This window comes from Acinetobacter pengchengensis (genome assembly GCF_982235305.1).
Genome location: NZ_CEVATJ010000001.1, coordinates 2241501 through 2262903, shown reverse-complemented (window position 1 = coordinate 2262903; position 21403 = coordinate 2241501). Strand labels below are relative to the sequence as shown.

Genomic DNA, 21403 nt, shown 5'->3' with positions numbered 1-21403 from the left:
TATGATAGGGAAAGTATTAATTAGTTATATAGAAAAAAGGGACTTTGTAGTACTTGATTTTTTATATAAGTGTTTGAGATTGATGAGGATTTACAAGAAAAAACTAGTTTGGTTGGATGAGGTTCAAGGGAATAAGCTTAATGATATCAGTAAACAATTAACTTGTGTTAGTTTTTCTCCAGTTTTTAATGAAGGCCGAGGGAGAAAATATAACTCTAATATTACTATCTCATTATACAAGTTTAATACGACTTTGATAAATATTCGTTCATCAAGCTTTTATTTAATTAGTGATGATTTTGTTATTTTAGAGAGAGTGCCTAATATTTCTTTAGAATTCTGTAACTATTCAACTGGTTTTGTGAGAGTGCATAATGAGCTTTATGCATTATTGCGCTTTAATAAAAAAAGTATAAAATTGAATAGAGTATTTTTTTTAGGTGGTAATGGTTGCTTTAATTATTATCATTGGTTGGTTGAAATAATACCTAGGCTTCTTTTAGTCGATAATGATGTTTTTAAAAAATATGCTATCGATTATATTGTTTGTGATTCTTCAGTTAGGGATATTGTCTCTTATAGGAGGTTGCTAGAAATAGTATTAAATAGTAGAGGTATTGCCACTCCTATTTTTTATATTGAGAAAAATTGTAATTTATATGCAGAAAGTGTTTTTTATATCAACTCAGCTAATAATGTAGTATTCAATACTAAAAATATTTTATCTTCTGTTGAATATTCATTTTTTTCAATACCTATTTTAAAGGATTTGAGAGAAATTTTGATGAAATCAATTCCATCTAAAAAAGTAAAAAAATCAAAAATTTTTCTTGCGAGAAAAAAAAGTCAGTTAAGATCGTATAATCAAGAGGAAATAATAGAATATTTGGGTACACAAGGCTTTGAGGCAGTATATTTAGACGATTTAGCGTTGGAAGAGCAAATTTTATTATTCAATCAAGCTGATTTTATTATAGGTCCTAGTGGTGCTGCCTGGTCAAATATTATTTTCTGTAAAAAGGGATGTAAAGCTATCAGTTGGTTATCTGATGAGATGTCAGAATTTTCTGTTTTTTCATCTTTAGCTAAAATTTTTGATTGTGATATGAATTTTTTTATTATTGATCAAGTAGATAATTTTGATAATATTCATTCAAATTATATGGTTGAGTTATCTAAGCTAAAAGAGTTATATGCTAAAATGATAATTTAAGAGACTGTAAATAAAAATGTGTAAACGCTTAAACTATCCCTCAACGCTGTTGGGGGGGGCAACACAGGTGTTTACCATGAAAGATGAAGCAATGCTGGCATTGGCAAAAGAATTTGCTAAGAACTTAAAAACAGAAGCTGACCTGAATAATTTCAGTAAAGCTTTAAAGAAACTCACCGTTGAAACTGCACTCAATGCTGAACTGACTGAACATTTAGGCTATGAGAAGAATAGTCCTCGTATAGGCAAAAATACACGTAATGGCTATACAACCAAACGGCTATTTACTGATGATGGTGAATTTGAACTAGACACGCCTAGAGATCGTGATGGCACTTTTGAGCCCCAGTTGATCAAGAAGATGAGAAGCAGCGCTTCGCAAGGCGTATCACACAAATGGATAGCCAAATCCTATCCTTATACGCCAAAGGCATGACGACACGAGATATTGTTGCCACATTCAAGGAAATGTACGATGCGGACGTCTCCCCAACGCTTATTTCCAAAGTGACGGATGCAGTTAAAGAACAAGTAATAGAATGGCAAAATCGACCATTGGATGCCCTTTATCCTATTGTCTATATGGATTGTATCGTCGTGAAAGTGCGTCAAGATAGTACGATTATTAACAAAGCGGTGTATCTGGCATTAGGTGTCAATACAGACGGACAGAAAGACTTATTAGGTATGTGGATGTCAGAAAACGAAGGTTCTAAATTTTGGCTCTCAGTCCTTACAGAACTGAAAAATCGTGGGTTAAAGGATATTGATTGCCTGCCTTGCGAAGCAGCGCTTCTCAGGACTGAAGGGCTTTCCTGATGCAATCAATACAATTTACCCTGATACGCATATTCAGTTGTGTATCATCCACATGGTACGCAACAACCTTAAATATGTGAGTTGGAAAGACTACAAAGCTGTCACAGCCGATTTAAAAAAGATATATAAAGCTGTTACAGAAGACGCAGCCTTACAGGCTTTAGATGAATTTGGACAAAAATGGGATGAGAAGTATCCTCAAATCAGCAAGTCATGGCTTGCCAACTGGTCGAATCTAAACACGTTTTTCGCTTATTCTATGGATATTCGCAAAGCGATTTACACGACGAATGCGATTGAATCATTGAACAGCGTTATCCGCCATGCAACCAAGAAAAGAAAAATCTTCCCAACTGATGATTCCGTGAAAAAGGTGGTATATTTAGCAATTATGGCAGCAAGCAAAAAATGGACGATGCCTATTCAGAATTGGAAAGCTGCCATGAATCGCTTTAGTATCATGTTTGAAGAGCGTGTAACCAAGTATTTTTAAAACTGTATTTACACAGAATTATTTACACCCTCTAATTTAATTTTGAGTAATATAGTTCAATTGGAAACTCAACTTATAAAATTTTTTTATAGTGGTTTCTTCCTCCCTCAACCTTCCTAAACCGCTTATACCCCCACAAATACTGCTCCGGAGCGTAATTAATCATGCGCTCCATTTCTTTGTTTAAGGTATCTACAGAAAGCTGTAAATCTTTAGATAAAATATCATTTGATAATTCGGTTACATAAATATCATAACCCGATAAATCATCACGTCTTAAACAACTTAACCCGATCACGGAACATTGGGTTTTTGCGGCTAGCTTAGAAAGCAAAGTTGAGGATAATGCATTTTGACCATAAAACGGAGAGTAAATTCCTCCAGACTCTTTAGGTACATGATCAGGTAAAATTGCAGAAAAACCACCTTGCTTCAAATGCTTAAATAGCGCACGTACACCTGTATCATCGGTAGGGACTAAAGTTGCATTCAAACGCTGACGAGCCTCTAACATAAAACGATCTAAATCTTTATTTTTGCTAGGTTTATACATAATGACAGGTGCAGTGTGTTGATTTAGCCAAACATTTAGTAATTCCCAAGTTCCAAAATGAGGAACAACAGCCAAAGTACCATTTGGGTTTTCTAAAGCTTTTAAAAATAAATCAGCACCATGAATATCTCGAATCAATGAGAGGGCATATTCTGTAGATGAGCCCCAAATTTTTACAGATTCCGCATACGTCATGCACTGACTTTTAAGACTTTTTTTAGTTAGGCTTTGTCTTTCCGCATCTGTAAGTTCAGGATAAGCCGATTTTAAATTGATTTCGGTTGTGGTTCTTGCGGAAGAGTTTGAATAATACAGCAGGGAACCTACAGCTTTTGCCATAGATTGAATGATTCTTAACGGAAGACGAGAAAAATTCTTCAGCAAAGCATACATAAATAGAAATCTGAGCGCTATATATAAAAATTATTGTTTATCCGCATTCCCCGCTAACACCATATAAATCAGCCCCACAAAAATCACAAACGCACCACCAATAGAACTTAAGCTAAAATATAAAATACGGTCATTGGTGTCTAAGGCAAACATGTTATTGGCCAGAATATAACGCATGAATAACCATTGAGCGACAGCAAATACAATTAGCATAATGCCACGATTACGAACTGCAGGACGCATAGCCATAGTAACGCTCAACTTAAAATTCAAAACGAAGCGCTATTATGCCACTAGCTTGGCTTTATCTCAATTCATAAAAAACCCTGCAAATTTGCAGGGTTTTTTCAAACGCTCAAAACTTATTCTTGAGATTCTGCTTTTGGTTTTTCACGTAAACGAATACCCAAATCACGCAATTGAGTCGCTTCAACTGGGGCAGGTGCTTGAGTCAATGGACATTCAGCCGTCTTAGTTTTCGGGAAGGCAATCACATCACGAATAGACGATGCACCTGTCATCAACATCACCAAACGGTCTAAACCAAATGCCAAGCCACCGTGCGGAGGCGCACCGTATTTCAACGCATTCAACAAGAAACTGAATTTCTCTTCGGCTTCCTCTTCTTCAATACCTAAAGCTTCAAAAATCGCTTTTTGCATTTCTAAAGTATAAATACGCAGTGAGCCGCCACCAATTTCAGTACCGTTCAACACCATGTCGTACGCAACAGATAAAGCTTCACCTGGGTTGCTCTTTACATCTTCAACGCTTGATTTAGGCAAGGTGAATGGGTGATGCACAGAGGTCCATTTACCATCATCAGTTTCTTCAAACATTGGGAAATCAACCACCCAAAGCGGAGCCCATTCACAAGTTCCAAGGTTCAAATCGTGACCAATTTTCACACGAAGTGCGCCCATTGCATCGTTGACCACTTTAGCTTTATCTGCACCAAAGAATACGATGTCGCCATTTTCAGCGCCTACACGTTTTAATAAATCAAGCACGATTGGCTCAATAAATTTCACGATAGGAGATTGTAAACCTTCGATGCCTTTTTCAAGCTCATTGACTTTAATATACGCCAAACCTTTCGCACCATAGATGCCTACAAATTTAGTGTATTCATCAATTGCACTACGTGGCAATGAACCCGCGCCAGGAACGCGAAGCGCGACAATACGACCTTTTGGATCTTTCGCAGGGCCAGCAAATACTTTGAACTCAACGTCTTGCATCAAGTCTGCAACATCTACCAATTTCAGTGGAATACGCAAGTCTGGTTTGTCAGAAGCATAATCACGCATTGCTTCTGAATATGGCATACGTTGGAATTTGTCGAATTTCACGCCCAAAAGTTCATCGAACATCTTCACGGTCATGCCTTCCATCAAATCCATAATGTCATCGTCACTCATGAACGATGTTTCAATGTCGATTTGAGTAAATTCTGGCTGACGGTCCGCACGTAAATCTTCATCACGGAAACATTTAGCGATTTGGTAATAACGGTCAATACCACCTACCATCAACAATTGTTTAAACAATTGTGGCGATTGTGGCAGTGCATAGAAGCTACCGTTAGATACACGGCTTGGCACTAAATAGTCACGTGCACCTTCAGGTGTAGCACGTGTCAAAATTGGTGTTTCAACATCCAAGAAACCATGATCGTCTAAATAGTTGCGAATCAGGTTGGTCACTTTAGAACGGAAACGTAAGCGATCTAACATTTCTGGACGACGGATGTCCAAGAAACGGTATTTCAAACGAATTTCTTCTGAAATGTTGGTATTTTCATCGTTCAATGGGAACGGAGGCGTTTCAGATGCTGCAAGAACTTCAATTTCCTTGCCTAAAACTTCAATTTGTCCATTGACCATATTGGCATTTTCTGTGCCTGCATAGCGACGGCGTACACGACCTGTGATTTTTAATACAAATTCTGAACGTGCTTTGTCTGCAGTTGCAAATGCTTCTGGAGTGTCTGGGTCAATCACGACTTGCACAAGACCATCGCGGTCACGCATGTCTAGGAAAATTACACCACCGTGGTCACGACGACGGTGTACCCAGCCACACAGGGTCACGGTTTGATCAATTTGAGCTTCGGTTAAAGAACCGCAATAATGAGTTCGCATCATAGCGTTAAAAATCCAACTATATGGGTTAAGGAAGCGAATACGTAAACAGCGCACCGCCTTTAGCAAAGGTAGGATTATGCCTCTTTGGGCATGTAGCTACAAGAACCTGCTGCAAAAACCGTGGGTTTTTAGCAGGAATCTGCTTGAAACAGAAGAATGTAGGCACGTGAAGGCAAAAGTAGAGCGATAGAGCGTTTATTCCATCTGCCTTTGAAAATCTAAAAACAAAAATAGCAGACAGCCAAAACTCAACATGAGTAAGGCGCCTTGACTAAACTCATTGATGGCACGTCCTGTAAAATAATACAGTTCGGCTTGCCAAGTTGCATCGGGAATATAACGTGCATAATCCCAAAGCGAGAAACAGCCCAAAGCGACAGACAGTGTAATAAGACCAACTGCATAGCCCCGAACTTTGATGCTTACAGGTCTGATTTGCCGATGCTTCTTATAATAATGCAGGCTCATCCACAACAAAAAAGGCAGGGCTAAAATAGAGCTACCAATTTGCAGTACGCGATGCATCGGATAAATATCTGTGCCTAATTGTACCGATTGCGCCAAAAAATCCTGAAAGGCAAAACTACGAAAGTCGTGATGGGTTAAACCATCCCAAATTAAATGCGTGGCATTGCCAATCAGTAAGGCGAGAATCATGCCGCCTATAAAGCCTAGTACAGATTTTATCGTGTTTAGATTTAAAGGGTGATACACACCCATAAAGCGATACAATGCAGGGCGATAGAGTAAATACCACAGCGCACAAAACACAAGACCCAATAATAAATTCGGATACAGCAATGCCGACCATAAATGTGGCGTGGGGTCTTGGCGTAGGGTAAATAGGCGATGTAAATCTGGCAACATACAGCCAATTGCAAGTGCAGCAATAGGTAGCCGTTGTCCTGAAAGCTTGGCGAGTGGCGGGGCAAGTACTGCATGTGAGAGCGTAAAGGGCATACCAATAAAAAGAAGAATAAATATCAGCAGAATTGAAAGCGTAGCTTAACTGAAAATACGGAATGAGAATGTTTTTTATTGCAATGCTATTGAAATGTTATATTATAACAACAATTATTTTTTGCTACTTTGAGCATGGATCATGGCGTTCCACAAGAATTTAATAACAGTTTCAATTTTTGCAGTACTTAGTCCAGCAGCATTTGCCAATACAGATGCTACAAATACACAACTGGAAACGATTCAGCTACAAGCACATCCTTTGGTACAAACTGCGGCAGATTTCGCTGTAGCAGATCATGTGATTGATCAGAAAACGTTGGCAGAGCGCAGCACCACTATAGGTGATGCAATGTCAGATGAGCTAGGCGTATATTCCAATCAATATGGCTCAGGCTCTAGCCGCCCTGTGATTCGTGGGCAAGATGGCCCACGGGTTAAAGTGTTGCAACATGCTTCAGAAACGGCCGATGTTTCTACACTTTCACCCGACCATGCGGTAACGGTAGATCCAATTTTGGCCAAGCAAGTTGAAATTATTCGTGGGCCATCAACCTTACTTTATGGTGCAGGTACCGTAGGTGGTTTGGTCAATGTGACCGATCAAAAAATTCCAACGCAAATGCCAAATAATGGTTTAGAAGGACGAGTCGGTCTGCGTTATAACACAGGCAGTGATGAAAAACTGGCCAGCGCAGGTGTGACCGCAGCAATTGGTGACCAGTTTGCGCTGCGTGTAGAAGGTTCTAAGCGTAAGGCTAATGATTACATTACCCCAAACTATTGGGTAGAACATCATAATGATGAAGCAGGCCATGATGACCATGATCACGGACATAATGATCCAGGACATGATCATGATGATGAAGGCACACATTTAGATAAAGCACGTCGTGTAGAGAATACCTTTGCTGAAGGGCAAACGGTGAATATTGGTGGCTCATGGATTCATGATCGTGGTTTTGTGGGCATGTCATATAGTAATCGTCAGGATAAATATGGGTTGCCAGGGCATGGTTCTCATGGTGATGAAGATGGCGATCATACACACGAACATACCGCTGGCCCATGGGTGGATTTAGAATCACACCGTTATGATTTGCGTACCGAGCTTGATCAGCCTTTTGTAGGCTTTGATAAACTGCGTGCGCATGCCAGTTTTACTGACTATGAACATGATGAAATTGAAGGTCATGAGGTTGTTAGTAATTTTAAAAACAAAGGTTATGATGCACGTTTGGAATTGGTGCACAAACCCGTTGCAGGTTGGGAAGGTGTATTTGGTACACAATATAGTCAACAACAATTAGATATTGCTGCTGCCGCGCATGATCATGCTGAAGATGAACATGACGGACATGATCATGCCGTACTCATGCCAAATACGAAAACTGAAAAATATAGCTTATTTGGTTTAGAGCATAAACAATTTGGTGATGTACATGTTGAACTTGGTGCGCGAGTTGAACATCAAAAAATTGATGTCGATGCTGATCTAAAAGATTATTCCGATACTGGTGTGTCTGCGTCTGCTGCATCCAATTGGCAGTTTGCACCCAACTATAAATTGTCGCTTACAGGTTCACACCAGCAACGTTTACCTTTGGCACAAGAGTTATATGCGCAAGGTAAACACTACGCTACAAAAACCATTGAGCATGGTAATGTAAATCTGAGTCCAGAAAAATCGAATAATTTAGAGTTAGGTTTACACTATGAAGCCGACAAATTAGATTATTCGCTGCATGTTTACCATAACTGGTTTGACAACTATATTTATGGACAGGCTCAAGGGGCGAGAAATGAGGAAGGATTCTTAGAACTTGAATATACTCAAGACAAAGCCAAGTTTTATGGTACAGAAGCCAAGCTAGGTTATCAGATTAGTCCCGATTATAAACTCAGTGTGTTTGGTGATTATGTGCGTGGTGAAATTGACAATCAAAATGCACCACGTGTACCTGCAGGTCGTTTGGGAACTAAAGTAGATGCCAACTTTGCCGATGGCTGGTCGGGTATGGCGGAATACTATCGTGTATTCAAACAAGACAAGGTTGCTGCTTATGAGCAAGAAACAGCAGGCTATAATATGGTCAATGTCGGTGTGGCTTATGCGGGTAATTATGCCAATAAACAAGATTACCGTGTGTATTTTAAAGCCAACAACTTGCTCGATGATGAAGTGTATTCACATGCATCATTTTTGTCGAATATTCCACAATTGGGTCGTAACTTTACAGTTGGCGTGGAATTTGGCTTCTAAAATTCAATTTGCTTTGAGCAGGATGTCTGCGTGAAAACACAGAAATCCTCTTGAAAAACCAAACAATTAAACCTAGTCTGAGCGCATCGGACTAGGTTTTTTGTTATGCGTATCTTTCAGCGAATTCATCAAAAATTGAATTGGTCGCCTCGGGCGTATGTGGGACTTATTATAAGTTTTCTGGCTTTAGGTTATTTGTCCTCGGCTATTTACCACAGTCTTAAACCGTTACCAGATGGTCTGAATTACACCGGAAAATTACGTCATGCGCCTATTAAATTTATTGCCGATCAGACCTATATTGATGAGCAAGGTGTTCAGCAACAACAGCATCAAATTTTTAATGAAATTTTAGGGCTGATTGACGCAGCACAAAGCACCATTGTATTGGATATGTTCTTGTTTAATCCTGAAGTGGGAACATCTAAACAGCAGCATCAGCCACTGACACAGCAACTCACCGCTGCTTTAATTCATAAACGTCAGATGCAGCCAAATATTGAAATTAAGGTCATTACAGACCCAATTAACTCAGTATATGGCGGTATTGCACCTGAGCATTATCGTCAATTGCGTCAAGCAGGCATTGATGTGATTGAAACAGATTTAACCCCGCTGCGCGCATCGAATCCGCTGTGGTCGGGGTTTTGGTATCTCTGCTGTCAGGGCATTCCGAATAATGCCGAAAAGGGTTGGCTACCCAGTCCTTTTGGCAAAGATAAAATTACCCTGCGCAGTTATTTCAGCTTGTTTAATTTTAAAGCTAATCACCGTAAAACCATGGTAGTCGATACCGCTGAAGGCTGGAAAGCGTTGGTTACGTCGTTTAATCCTCATGATGGCAGTTCACGTCATTCCAACAGCGCTTTATTGGTGACGGGCAATACTGCAGTAGATGTGTTGAAAACAGAACAAGCCGTCGCGCGTATGTCGCAGGGCAATCTGTCTGGGGTGGTTGTGGGGGAATTTGAGGCAGACTCGTCTTATCCTCAAGTGCAAGTCATCACTGAACAAGCCATTCTAGAGGCCAGTTTGACACTGATTCGGCAGGCAAAAGCGCAAGAACATCTTGATTTGGCGATGTTCTATCTGTCTGAACGACAGATCATTCAGGCACTGATTGCTGCACAGCAACGTGGCGTACAGGTGCGAGTATTGCTGGACCCGAATAAAGATGCCTTCGGACGTGAAAAAAATGGCATTCCAAACCGACCTGTAGCAGCAGAATTGCATGCTGCAGGGGTGAAGATACGTTGGTGTAATACCCGAGGCGAGCAATGCCACAATAAAATGCTGATGAAATCGAATGCAACACAGGCCGAATTGATTTTAGGTTCCGCCAATTTCACGGCACGTAATTTAAAAAACTATAATTTAGAAACCAACTTGCGTGTGGTTGGACAGATGCAAGACCCCGTCTTTCAGGATGCTCAACACTATTTTAATACCGCATGGTCGAACCTTGAGGGTAAAAATATGAGTGTGGATTATGCTGTGTATGCCGATGAGTCGAAGTGGAAATATACGCTGTATCGCTTTATGGAGTGGAGTGGTTTATCGACATTCTGACTTTAAGTTTTTGGTCAGATGTAATATTTCTAGCAAAATCCCTCTTGTTTCAAGAGGGATTTTTAGAAAATGACAATGAAGCTCTAAAAATTATTTTTTAGGATTTGGCGGCACCATTTCATCTAAATCTTTATCACTCAGCTGATCTAACTCAGCAATATCGGTTTTGATTTTCCATTGTGTTTCATCATCTACAGGATTGGGTAAACGCGCTTCTAACCAGTCACAGACCACATCTGGGCTAAATTCTGGATGGTTACATTGAATCACCCACGATAAAAAATCTTTGGCTTCACCATTCATATATGGCGGTGGAGATACAGGCAAGAATTGGGTCGGTAAACGCTCATCTCTAGAAATATAATTCAGGACATGCCCCAATTCTTGTACGGTTTGCCATGCCAGTGGGTGTTCTACATCTATTTGAAATTTAAACCACCATGCATGCTGACCGTCTGAACCATAAGAATCCACACGGGCTTGCTGCACACTTGGAACTTTACAGAAAAACTGATGAAGGCGGTCAAAATTTAATTCAGGCACGAGGTTTCATCCAATTTAAAAAAAAATGTATCTTAGCATAATGTGAAAATGAAACAGGTATGCTGCAGCTTTGTTTCTGTAAGAGCGGAGTTGGAATGAATAAAATTGCTGTTTTTTTATTCATTGTTTATCCTTAATTTGAGGTTAAAATTAAATGATAACCAGAGGAGTGTTGGATATGAAAGTAGCAATTTTAACTGCATTAAGTGGCATGCTACTTATGGGTGCTACGCTGCCAGCATTTGCAGAAACGAATCGTTGGGCAGGCTATACAGGTGTCGATACTCAGCGTTATCAGCATCATCCTGCATATCCACAACATCGACCATATTATTCACAGCATCCTCAACCGCAGTACTATCCACGACATTACCCGCAGCATCACCCACGTCCTGCACCGCAGTGGGGGCAGCCAACTATTCGGAGTGGTATTAATATTCAATACAATGCACCAAGCACGGTGCAATATAACCACCAAAGCTATAGTTGGGTGAATGGTGAACCGAGCACTGCTCATATTGAAAGTTCGACTTATCGGGTTGTGACCAATTGGCAGCATTTAGGCTTGCCTGCACCACCACGTGGTATGTATTGGGTTTTTGAACATGGCCGTTATGTGTTGGTGGCAAATCGTTAGAACACCTTAAGTGTTCAAGTGATAAAGAAAAGTATTTTAGCCAAATGCATCATTAGGTGAATCTTCAAAAATCAGCGCGTCATGGTTTATCCTGACGCGCTTTTTTATAGCAGAAGTTTGAGTGGCTTTGAGTGAATTAAGCAATTTTAGTTTAGGCCAGCTCATCATCTTCTGGGCGTGGCGTCTTGCCCGGTGGCAATGGTTTTTCACTGTGTTTATCTCGAATGACCGATGGATAATTCCACGAGGCAAAACGCACCACCAGAATTGCAAAGGCTAGAATTAGAATTGAACCCGTAATAATCACCAAGTCCATATCTGCCTTATGGTCATGTTGAATATCGGAAATGAGCAGTCGGGTTAGGGCGGTAATGGCAATATAAATCAGAAAGCGTACTGGCATATGATTGGTTTTAAAGTAAATTCCAACCATGGCACCAAGTTCTAAATAAATGAATAGCAATAAAATATCATCAATCGTGGCATATTGTTTAACGGTCAGAATGTCGATTACGGTATGACCAGCTGACCAGATCACCATACAGCCAATGATGAACAGGGCAATATAGTGAAAACTTTCAACGGCCAGGTTGCCAAGTCGGTCGAGGAGGGTTTCTATTTTTTCTACTTTGGAATGTTGTGCTTTCATTTGTTCCCCCTGATAATTTTGATGAATGATAAAAACTCATGCAAAAACTGTGCACAACTACAGGAAAAGCTGCGTAAACATAGTAAAAATAAGAGGTATAAAAAAACGCCTGACGATGCAGACGTTTTTTAGAGACAATCGACTTAAGCTTGACTGGTGAAGTAATCTTCGCTGAAGTTCATTACCACTTCTGCACCCGCTTTCACTTTTGTAATGCGTAAAGCTAGTTCTGGCAAAATACGTTGTACAAAGTACAGTGCCAATGACAATTTGTTTTGATAGAACTCGCCCTCTTTTTGCTTAGCGGCATTCGCGATGCGCGCAAACATATATGAGAAGCTGAGCAAACCTACCGCATGTAAATAATCTACCGCTGCTGCATTCGGGAAATCTACATTTTCTTTGGCTGCATTTAAAACGTATTGGGTCACAGATTCGACTTCGGTCGCTGCATCCAAAGTTGCATCTTTAATGAAGTTCAGGTCTGCATCTAAACCATTGGCAAAATCACGGATTTCTGCAATGTATTCTGCAATAAATTCACCATTGCATTTAATGGTTTTACGACCAATCAAGTCTTGTGATTGTACGCCGTTGGTGCCTTCATAGATTTGCGCAATACGTAAGTCACGTACACATTGTTCCATGCCCCATTCACGAATATAACCGTGACCACCAAATACCATTTGCGCATCTAAAGTGGCTTGGAATGCAGTATCTGTGAGGTAAGCTTTTGCAATTGGTGTTAATAACGCTACACGGTCATTGGCTTTTTTCACAGCTTCTGCATCGGTAGAGAATTTAGTGATATCCAGTTGCTGACCCACGTAAACTGCAAATGCACGAGATGCTTCATTATTGGCACGGGCATTGAGCAACATGCGACGAACATCACCATGTACCAAAATACTATCCGCAGGTTTGCTTGGAGATTTAACACCAGAAGCACTACGACCTTGTAAACGATCAGTCGCATATTGAGCTGCATTTTGGTAAGCAAATTCAGAAGCACCAAGACCTTGGATACCCATTGATAAACGTTCATAGTTCATCATCACGAACATGGCTGCAAGACCTTCATTTTCTTTACCGACCAAGAAACCCTTCGCACCGTCAAAGTTCATCACACAAGTCGCAGAGGCTTTAATGCCCATTTTGTGTTCGATTGAGCCTGGACCTACTGGGTTGCGCTCACCCAATGAACCATCTTCATTCACCAAGAATTTTGGCACGATGAATAAAGAAATACCGCGTGAACCTGCAGGAGCATCTGGTGTTTTCGCTAAAACTAAGTGAATGATGTTTTCTGCGAGGTCGTGATCACCACCTGTAATGAAGATCTTAGTACCTGTAATGTTATAAGTACCATCTTCGTTGCGTTCAGCTTTAGTTTTAATAATCCCTAAATCTGTACCTGCATGCGGTTCAGTTAAGCACATGGTGCCTGACCATTCGCCAGAGTAGATTTTAGGTAAATACGTTTCTTTCTGTTCTTGTGATGCATAACTGCTTAACGCCATGCCTGCACCGACAGACAGTAGTGGATACAATAAGAATGATGGGTTGGTGGCAAACAGCATTTCATCTGACAATACTGTCAGCATTTTTGGCATGCCTTGACCACCCCATTCTTCATCTGCGCCTAAACCAATCCAGCCGCCTTCGGCATATTGTTTAAATGCTTCTTTAAATCCAGCAGGTGTGGTGACTTCGCCATTGTTATAGGTCGCGCCTTCTTCATCACCGCTACGGTTAATAGGCAACGTCACATTTTGGGCAAATTTTGCCATTTCTTCCAAAATTGCTTCAGCCGTTGCAGCATCAAGGTGAGCGAGGTTTTCATTGTTTTGCCAGAATTGTTCTGCACTGAATACATCATTTAAGATGAATTTCATATCGGCAAGTGGGGCATTATAAATTGGCATGTGAGTTCACCTGTTTATTGTTTGAATCTTGATTCGTTGAGTTCAGTGTAATCTACAATTGTGAATGTTGTAGGCGACTAAAGCGAAAGAATGCTTTATTTATAAAGAAAAAGGACTGTCAATGCTATGACCGTCCTTTCTCAATTTCTGTACTCAAGAGTACAACATTTTGAATATCTAGTTAAATATTCTCAATATTTAGCTTAGAAAGCAAAGTGTTCAGCATCTAATGCAAGTAAAGGCTCTACACCTGTTGCAATCACTTCTACGTGTGAGCGAACACGTGGCAAGATTTTCTTGAAGTAGAAGCGAGCAGTCGTCACTTTAGCATTGTAGAAGTCTACATCGGTGGTGCCCGCTGCAAGTGCTTCTTGTGCGACCAATGCCATACGAGCCCATAGGTAAGCAAGCGTTACATAGCCAGAGAAATACATGTAATCAACTGCAGCTGCACCAACTTCATCAGGGTTTTGCATTGCGCGCATACCAATTTGCATGGTCAAATCGCCCCATTCTTTATTGAGCGCTGCAAGCGGTTCAACAAATTCTTGCATTGCTGCGTTGTCTTTGTTGGCTTCTGCAAATTTATGGATGATTTTGGTGAAGTCTTTCAACATTGCACCTTGTGTACCCAAAACTTTACGGCCTAAAAGGTCAAGTGCTTGAATCTCAGTGGTTCCTTCATAAATGGTAGAGATACGTGTATCTCGTGCAATTTGTTCCATACCGTATTCAGAAATGAAACCATGACCACCCAATACTTGAATACCGTGTTTTGCTGACTCTGAACCTGTTTCAGTTAAGAACGCTTTTGCAATTGGGGTTAAAAGAGACAAGATATTGTCAGAAGATTTGCGTTCTTCTTCAGTTGCACCTTGTTCAACGATATCTGCGTGTAGACACAACAGATGCACTAGTGCGCGACCACCTTCTGCAAATGCTTTCTGCGTCAACAGCATGTTACGTACCGCAGGATGCACAATGATTGGATCTGCTTCTTTTTCAGGAGATTTCGGGCCAGAAAGTGAGCGCATTGCCACACGGTCTTTCGCATATGCTAAAGCACCTTGGAAAGAACCTTCAGATGCAGCAAGACCTTGAACGGCTGTACCAATACGTGCAGTGTTCATGAACGTGAACATGCAGTTTAGGCCGCGGTTTTCAGGGCCAATCAAGAAACCTTTCGCGTTATCAAAGTTGATGACGCAAGTTGCGTTACCATGAATCCCCATTTTGTGTTCGATTGAACCACAACGTACACCATTACGCTCCCCTAAAGAACCATCTGCATTCAGGTTGAACTTAGGAACGATGAACAGAGAAATACCTTTAGTTCCTTTAGGTGCACCAGGTAAACGTGCCAATACGATGTGCACGATATTCTCTGCCATGTCATGTTCACCAGCAGAGATAAAGATTTTCTCGCCCGAGATTGCATAGCTTCCGTCGGCCTGAGGTTCAGCTTTAGTACGGATAATACCCAAGTCAGAACCTGCATGTGATTCAGTAAGACACATGGTGCCAGTCCAAACACCTGAAACCAAGTTAGGTAGGTAGGTGGATTTTTGTTCGTCTGAACCATGATGTTCTAGGGTACGTATTGCACCGTGAGAAAGGCCAGGATACATTCCCCATGCCCAGTTTGCTGTACCTACCATTTCTGAAATCACGTTTCCTAGAGAAACAGGTAGGCCTTGACCGCCGTATTGCTCTTCAGCAGACAACGATGGGAAGCCAAGTTCGATATATTTTTGATACGCTTCTTTAAAGCCTGTAGGCGTAGTAACAACACCATCGTTCCAAGTACAACCTTCACGATCGCCTGATTGGTTGATAGGAGAAAGTTCATTCTCACAGAAATCAGCTGCTGCTTCTAAATATTGGTCAATCAATTCACGGTTCACAGTTTCCTGAAATGCAGGCAATTTAGAATAATGTTCTTCTGCGTTAAGTAATTCATGCAGTACGAATTGCATATCACGTAAAGGCGCTTTGTATTGTGGCATATCGGTTTCCTCAATACTGGTTTGACCAGCGTTATATTTTAAAGGGATTTCAGCGCATGCCTTATTAGACATGCCGTGTTGCAATGGTTGTAATCGTGCAACATCTTCTAATTCGGTACAAGCATCTGCATGGCATTTCTTTGTGACTGTAAAGTCAAAGATTTTTACCTTGAAATGGCTAAGTTGTTTGAGTGTAAATAGTTTTGCTGAATTTGAAATGACACAAATAGTCAAAAAGCGTAAAGAGATATGTCTGAGTACAGTGGATAAAAAGATCAATAAAAAGGCGCTCAATGAGCGCCTTTAAAACAGTGTGAATTGACTGGTACGATTGCTTAACGTGATGCAGATTGCTTGATTTTTAAAGGTTGAATAGGCTGATTTGGCTGAAAACGTACTAAACATTGACCATTGAGTTGTTGGTCGCCTAGTTTAACCTGAACTTTTTGACCGTGGGTTTTACCTTTACAAGCTGTGCGCATTGCTTGTTGATGAGCTTGACGCTGTGCCAATTGTTGATCGTACTGTTTGGTCATTTCAGCACGTTGTGCATCGGTCAGTACTTCACCACGTTGCGGGCGCTGCATATTGGCATGCATAGCTTGATGCTGTTTCATCATATATTGACGTTGTTGTTTAAACGATTGACGGTCTGGCTGAAAGCGCATAGTACAGGTACCCGAAACTGTTTTTTCGCCGAGTTTGAGTTGCAGTTTTGTACCTGCTGCCTTATTGTCACACGCTTGTTGCATCTGGCTACGAAAAGCACGGTGTTCTGCGCGCTTCGCACGATACTGTTCACGTTGTTCTGGGCTAAAACGTGAATCGGCTCCAGCATGATGCTTCATCATGCGTGCCTGTTGTCGATCCGTTAAGTCATTGCTAGTTTGACAAGCCGTTAAAGCACCCATCCCCAAAACACTCGCCCCAAGTAACGCGATTTTTGTCATCTGTTTCATCTTACAGCTCCTTAACTGGAATCCGACTTTGCTTAAGTTAAGATTAAATAATAAAGATGAAGAAACAATGGAGAGTTTTTTGAAGCGCTGTTGGTTACAATGCTCAAAATGAAGAAAAAATTCTGAGACTGTTCTATTGAAAATTCGCCGCATTCCCATCGCCTTACGCCTGTTTTTAACAGTGCTACTGACGACCTTGCTAATCACCACGGTTAGTTTGGGGGTATTGCATGTCAATATGCAGCGTAACTTCAGTAAATACGTGGCCGACGTAGAAATGCAGAAGCTGGACTTGCTCACTCAAAACTTGGCAGAAGTCTATGCGGTATATCACGATTGGGGCAACGCCATTCAGGCGCAAATTCTCCAAATTGAAGGTGAGGCTGCACCCGATGATTATGACCGTTTATCGCGGTGGTGGTTGCGTCGTCAGTATGATATTGCCTTGCAGCAGCGCTATTTTCAGGAACATAGCTTAGCCAATGTAAACCCAAGTGTGGTTGAGCCGGACCCAATGAAGCGTCAAGCCAATGCAGAAGAGTTACGTTGGTTAGAGCTAAATTTACCTTCGCAGTTTCAGCCTTTTGAGGGGTTAGTATTTCCTTTAAGCGCCAATCAAAATGCATTCCGTTCAGATCGTAAAAACGAAGGGCAGAACAATACAACAGACGCTTCGGGTAAAAAACAATTTATTTCGATGCCTGACCGTTTAGGCTTGAGTTCACGCTTATCTTTATATGATGCTCAGCGGCAATTTGTAGTGGGAGAGCCTGCTGAAACTCAAATTTCTTATCGTCCAATTATGGTCAATGAAAAAGTCGTGGGCTATTTAGGCTTAAAACCTGTGTTAGATCAGGAAGATGCTTTAAGTATTAACTTTTTTAGTAAGCAAACCCGTTATTTATTATTGGTTTATGCTTTAAGTATTTTGGCGAGCTTGATTGCTGCATTGTTATTGGCGACCTATTTTAAAAAACCGATTCAGCGTTTGTTGAATGGTACACGTGAATTGACCAAAGGGCATTATCAGCATCAGGTCACGGTCAATCGTAATGATGAATTGGGTGATTTATCTACCGAGTTGAATCATTTGGCGGTGATTTTAGATCAACATGAAACTTCACGTCGTCAGTGGGTGGCAGATACTTCGCATGAATTAAAAACGCCATTGGCGGTGTTGCAGGCGCAAATTGAAGCCATGCAAGATGGTATCCGCAAAGCCACACCAGAGCATTTGGCTGCGATGATGCATCAGGTCAATAATCTGAAAAAACTCACACAGGATTTATCGGACTTGGCGCAAGCCGAAGCCATGCAGCTGAAATGCTATTTCTCGAGCATTGATCCATGGCAAGTGATTGAGCAGGAAATCGAAAGCTTTAAGCCGAAATTTGAACAGGCGCAGTTGGACTTGATCGTGTCGGGTGAAGGCACGCAATTACAATTGGATATAGACCGTTTTAAACAAATTATGCTCAACTTGCTCAGTAATAGTATTCGTTATACCGAAGCGGGTGGGCAGGTGCATATTCACACCAGTCAAAGTGCAACAGAATGGACAGTGTATGTAGATGACAGTCCGTTTGGTTTAAGTGATGAACAATTGGCACGTTTGGGTGAGCGTTTTTATCGTGCCGATGATTCGCGTACACGTGCCACAGGCGGGACAGGTTTAGGTCTGGCTTTATCGGTCAAAATTGCCAAAGCATTGGGCGGAGAGCTAAGTTTTGCTCATTCACCGTTGGGTGGTTTACGCTGCAAATTAAGTTTTCCAAAAATCAAATCTTAATGGACTTTAAGGAATCGTGCATGAAACATATCTTGCTGGTTGAAGATGAAATTGAACTTGCCCAATTGGTGCGAGATTATTTAGAAGCTGCTGGTTTTGAAGTCAGTATGTTTCATGATGGGCAAGAAGCCTATGACAGCTTTTTGCAGCGTAAACCGAGCCTGATGATTTTGGATTTGATGGTACCGCGTATGGATGGTTTGACCATTTGCCGCAAAGTGCGTGAACAGTCCGATGTGCCTATTATTATGGTCACGGCACGAACAGAAGAAATTGATCGGGTGCTGGGTCTAAACATGGGCGCAGATGATTATGTATGTAAGCCTTTTAGCCCGAAAGAGCTGGTCGCGCGTGTACAGGCAGTGTTGCGCCGTTTAGAACGTAAGGCTGAGCCCGAAGATCCGTCTTTGTTCCGTATGGATAAAGCGCAGCAGCGTATTTGGTATCAGCAAAAAACCTTGAATTTGACCCCAACCGAATTCCGTTTATTGGAATTGTTTTTAGAGCATGTTGGGCAGGTGTATTCACGTGCGCAATTGTTAGATCATATTAACCCTGACAGTTTTGAAGTGGCAGATCGGGTGATCGATAGCCACATTAAAAACTTGCGCCGTAAAATTTCTGACGCTGCCGAAACAGGTAATCGACATGAGTGGATTCAGGCTGTGTATGGTGTAGGTTATCGTTTTGAATATCCTGATGAGTAGAAAAAATTAATCTAGTCCATCTTTAATACAGAGAGATGGGCTAGATAAAATATTTGTCATTTCACATCGCAGCTAAATTTTGTAGTTTGTACAATCAATTGCTTAGCAGGACAATGGCTTTGTTGCATAAATATTTTGCAAGATACTAATTTTTAAAGGTTTCTTTAGGTTTTAATAAAATCATAGTGTTAGGCATTTGTGCAACAAGGCTATTAAGATGAGCAACTCACCATCACTTCTGGCACATCACTTGGTAAAGGTGCTAAATCTTCAGGTTTTTCCAATGCTGTTTGCTGAATATAGGGTTGGCTGAGCAAGTTAAATAAACGCTCAACTTCTGAAAAATCATCACGCTCTGCTTGCTCAATCGCCTTTTGTGCCATGTGATTGCGCAAAATATACTGAGGGTTGACTTGCTGCATAGCAATATCTAAGGCATCGGTATCCTGATGTTCACGAATTTGTAAATACTGCGCCAAAAAGCTTTCCCACTGACGACGATCCAAACAATCATCCAATATTTCTGTGTATTGTTTATTTTGTAGACGGATAAAACTTTGGGTGTAATCCAGTTGCTCACTTTGCAAAATACGTAAGAAGTTGGTTGCGCAGTCAAAACTGTCTTTATGGAAGCTTGGCAGTCCCACTTTTTCACATAAACCGAGTTTATAATGCTCCAAAAAAGTGGGTTCAAAATGTTCTAAGCATGCTGCCAGTGCTTGTTTCCAGTGTTCTTTCAGATCTGGATTTTGCTCAAGCGGAATTAAATTATTTAACCAGACCCACAAATTCCAGTGTGCCATGCTCGGTTGTTGTTGGTAGGTATAACGTCCTTGATAGTCCGAATGATTGTTGATCCAATTGGGACGAAAACGCTCCATAAAGCCATAAGGACCGAAATCGAGTGTTGAACCTGTGATATTTAAATTGTCGGTGTTCATCACGCCATGCGCAAAACCGACCAGTTGCCACTTTGCAATCATGACAGCGGTACGTTGAATAACTTGCGTAGCAAAGGCGAGTACAGGCTGTTCGGCTGCCAAGCATTCTGGATAGTGCCATTCGATACACTTTTGCACAAATTCAGGCAGTAATTCAGGTTGATACTGATTGATCCATTCAAAATGCCCCAAACGAATATGACAGTCAGAGGTGCGTAATAACATGGCGCCCAGTTCTAGTTTTTCACGTTGTACGCCTTGAGTGGATGAGGTAAATCCAACGGCATTGCTTGATGGCACACCAAGTGCATTTAAAGCATGACCTGCTAAATATTCACGAATCACGGAACGCAAAACCGCACGTCCATCGCCCATACGAGAATAAGGCGTTGCTCCTGCACCTTTTAAATGTAGGTCGATTGTGCGTTGTTGTGTATCCAACACTTGCGCAATGAGTAAACCGCGTCCATCTCCCAATTGACCTGCCCACTGTCCAAATTGATGTCCTGCATAGACCATTGCCAAAGCAGGAAATTCCTGGAAGGTGGTTTGTCCACTGCAAATTTCAATCCAATGCTGTTGTTCTTCGGCTGTCCATTGCAGTTCTTTTGCCAATGCAGCATTAAAGTGTCCTGCTTTTGCACCTTTTAAAGGTAAAGGCTCCTGCATGTGATAAAGACGGGCGGGCAGAGTCGGATAACGTGGATTAAATTGCATAGTGAGAGAGCTTTGGCACAAAGTGAGTTTCACTATAGCAAACTTAGGCTTTAAAAACTGTAGTCTAAAAATGCAGAAAGCCCTGAACAGGTCAGGGTTTTCGCAGTGCATTAGAATGGA

16 protein-coding genes and 1 pseudogene are annotated in these 21403 nt (G+C 41.2%); 7 read left to right on the top strand and 10 right to left on the bottom strand.

All coding sequences use genetic code 11. The annotated features are described in order from the left end of the window. The first annotated feature begins 1 nt into the window (after position 1). Complete coding sequence (locus AC0T5Z_RS10960) at positions 2–1213, top strand: glycosyltransferase family 61 protein (RefSeq protein WP_435337005.1); 1212 nt, start codon at positions 2–4, stop codon at positions 1211–1213. A gap of 76 nt (positions 1214–1289) precedes the next feature. Beyond that, positions 1290–2525 (top strand): annotated as a pseudogene (locus AC0T5Z_RS10955) (IS256 family transposase). Between the two features lie 73 nt (positions 2526–2598). Here AC0T5Z_RS10955 and AC0T5Z_RS10950 read toward each other — a convergent pair. The 4 genes from AC0T5Z_RS10950 to AC0T5Z_RS10935 form a co-directional block, all read right to left on the bottom strand. Then, complete coding sequence (locus tag AC0T5Z_RS10950; RefSeq protein ID WP_435337004.1) at positions 2599–3471, bottom strand: lysophospholipid acyltransferase family protein; 873 nt, start codon at positions 3469–3471, stop codon at positions 2599–2601. 30 nt (positions 3472–3501) lie between these two features. Continuing rightward, positions 3502–3720, bottom strand: a complete 219-nt coding sequence (locus tag AC0T5Z_RS10945) for a hypothetical protein (RefSeq protein WP_435337003.1) — start codon at positions 3718–3720, stop codon at positions 3502–3504. 113 nt (positions 3721–3833) lie between these two features. Beyond that, complete coding sequence (gene aspS / locus AC0T5Z_RS10940) at positions 3834–5618, bottom strand: aspartate--tRNA ligase (RefSeq protein ID WP_435337002.1); 1785 nt, start codon at positions 5616–5618, stop codon at positions 3834–3836. A gap of 195 nt (positions 5619–5813) precedes the next feature. Next, positions 5814–6578, bottom strand: a complete 765-nt coding sequence (locus AC0T5Z_RS10935) for a DUF4184 family protein (protein WP_435337001.1) — start codon at positions 6576–6578, stop codon at positions 5814–5816. A 142-nt stretch (positions 6579–6720) separates the two neighbouring features. Here AC0T5Z_RS10935 and znuD point away from each other — a divergent pair, with 142 nt between their 5' ends. After that, on the top strand, positions 6721–8841 hold the full coding sequence (gene znuD, locus AC0T5Z_RS10930; protein ID WP_435337000.1) for a zinc piracy TonB-dependent receptor ZnuD: 2121 nt from the start codon (positions 6721–6723) through the stop codon (positions 8839–8841). Between the two features lie 105 nt (positions 8842–8946). Next, positions 8947–10410 carry a phospholipase D family protein gene (locus AC0T5Z_RS10925; RefSeq protein ID WP_291333755.1) on the top strand — a complete coding sequence of 488 codons (1464 nt, stop codon included), beginning with the start codon at positions 8947–8949 and terminating at the stop codon, positions 10408–10410. Positions 10411–10500: 90 nt separating this feature from the next. Here the strand turns inward: AC0T5Z_RS10925 and AC0T5Z_RS10920 are convergent, their stop codons facing one another. Beyond that, complete coding sequence (locus AC0T5Z_RS10920) at positions 10501–10953, bottom strand: hypothetical protein (protein WP_291333753.1); 453 nt, start codon at positions 10951–10953, stop codon at positions 10501–10503. A gap of 178 nt (positions 10954–11131) precedes the next feature. Here AC0T5Z_RS10920 and AC0T5Z_RS10915 point away from each other — a divergent pair, with 178 nt between their 5' ends. Further along, complete coding sequence (locus AC0T5Z_RS10915) at positions 11132–11590, top strand: RcnB family protein (protein ID WP_435336999.1); 459 nt, start codon at positions 11132–11134, stop codon at positions 11588–11590. A gap of 151 nt (positions 11591–11741) precedes the next feature. On the opposite strand, the gene AC0T5Z_RS10910 is transcribed toward AC0T5Z_RS10915, so the two are convergent. The 4 genes from AC0T5Z_RS10910 to AC0T5Z_RS10895 form a co-directional block, all read right to left on the bottom strand. Next, positions 11742–12239, bottom strand: coding sequence for a phosphate-starvation-inducible protein PsiE (locus tag AC0T5Z_RS10910; RefSeq protein WP_291333749.1), 498 nt, complete (start codon positions 12237–12239; stop codon positions 11742–11744). A gap of 143 nt (positions 12240–12382) precedes the next feature. Next, on the bottom strand, positions 12383–14164 hold the full coding sequence (locus AC0T5Z_RS10905; RefSeq protein WP_435336998.1) for an acyl-CoA dehydrogenase C-terminal domain-containing protein: 1782 nt from the start codon (positions 14162–14164) through the stop codon (positions 12383–12385). Positions 14165–14367: 203 nt separating this feature from the next. Beyond that, on the bottom strand, positions 14368–16170 hold the full coding sequence (locus tag AC0T5Z_RS10900; protein ID WP_435337020.1) for an acyl-CoA dehydrogenase C-terminal domain-containing protein: 1803 nt from the start codon (positions 16168–16170) through the stop codon (positions 14368–14370). Between the two features lie 335 nt (positions 16171–16505). Then, positions 16506–17129 carry a hypothetical protein gene (locus tag AC0T5Z_RS10895; RefSeq protein ID WP_435336997.1) on the bottom strand — a complete coding sequence of 208 codons (624 nt, stop codon included), beginning with the start codon at positions 17127–17129 and terminating at the stop codon, positions 16506–16508. 136 nt (positions 17130–17265) lie between these two features. On the opposite strand from AC0T5Z_RS10895, the gene baeS reads away from it, so the two are divergent. Both baeS and AC0T5Z_RS10885 read left to right on the top strand, forming a co-directional pair. After that, entirely contained in the window at positions 17266–18918 is a 1653-nt protein-coding gene (baeS, locus tag AC0T5Z_RS10890; protein WP_279186297.1) for a sensor histidine kinase efflux regulator BaeS, read from the top strand. Between the two features lie 20 nt (positions 18919–18938). Continuing rightward, a complete protein-coding gene (locus AC0T5Z_RS10885; protein ID WP_291333740.1) occupies positions 18939–19625 on the top strand; it encodes a response regulator in 687 nt (228 codons plus the stop codon). A gap of 212 nt (positions 19626–19837) precedes the next feature. On the opposite strand, the gene AC0T5Z_RS10880 is transcribed toward AC0T5Z_RS10885, so the two are convergent. Next, a complete protein-coding gene (locus AC0T5Z_RS10880; protein WP_435336996.1) occupies positions 19838–21283 on the bottom strand; it encodes a protein adenylyltransferase SelO in 1446 nt (481 codons plus the stop codon). Positions 21284–21403 lie beyond the last annotated feature (120 nt).

Coding starts and splice junctions, on each gene's coding strand:
- AC0T5Z_RS10960 (WP_435337005.1), top strand. CDS start 2: ATGATAGGGAAAGTATTAATTAGTTATATAGAAAAAAGGGACTTTGTA.
- AC0T5Z_RS10950 (WP_435337004.1), bottom strand. CDS start 3,471: ATGTATGCTTTGCTGAAGAATTTTTCTCGTCTTCCGTTAAGAATCATT.
- AC0T5Z_RS10945 (WP_435337003.1), bottom strand. CDS start 3,720: ATGGCTATGCGTCCTGCAGTTCGTAATCGTGGCATTATGCTAATTGTA.
- aspS (WP_435337002.1), bottom strand. CDS start 5,618: ATGATGCGAACTCATTATTGCGGTTCTTTAACCGAAGCTCAAATTGAT.
- AC0T5Z_RS10935 (WP_435337001.1), bottom strand. CDS start 6,578: ATGCCCTTTACGCTCTCACATGCAGTACTTGCCCCGCCACTCGCCAAG.
- znuD (WP_435337000.1), top strand. CDS start 6,721: ATGGCGTTCCACAAGAATTTAATAACAGTTTCAATTTTTGCAGTACTT.
- AC0T5Z_RS10925 (WP_291333755.1), top strand. CDS start 8,947: ATGCGTATCTTTCAGCGAATTCATCAAAAATTGAATTGGTCGCCTCGG.
- AC0T5Z_RS10915 (WP_435336999.1), top strand. CDS start 11,132: ATGAAAGTAGCAATTTTAACTGCATTAAGTGGCATGCTACTTATGGGT.
- AC0T5Z_RS10910 (WP_291333749.1), bottom strand. CDS start 12,239: ATGAAAGCACAACATTCCAAAGTAGAAAAAATAGAAACCCTCCTCGAC.
- AC0T5Z_RS10905 (WP_435336998.1), bottom strand. CDS start 14,164: ATGCCAATTTATAATGCCCCACTTGCCGATATGAAATTCATCTTAAAT.
- AC0T5Z_RS10900 (WP_435337020.1), bottom strand. CDS start 16,170: ATGCCACAATACAAAGCGCCTTTACGTGATATGCAATTCGTACTGCAT.
- AC0T5Z_RS10895 (WP_435336997.1), bottom strand. CDS start 17,129: ATGAAACAGATGACAAAAATCGCGTTACTTGGGGCGAGTGTTTTGGGG.
- AC0T5Z_RS10885 (WP_291333740.1), top strand. CDS start 18,939: ATGAAACATATCTTGCTGGTTGAAGATGAAATTGAACTTGCCCAATTG.
- AC0T5Z_RS10880 (WP_435336996.1), bottom strand. CDS start 21,283: ATGCAATTTAATCCACGTTATCCGACTCTGCCCGCCCGTCTTTATCAC.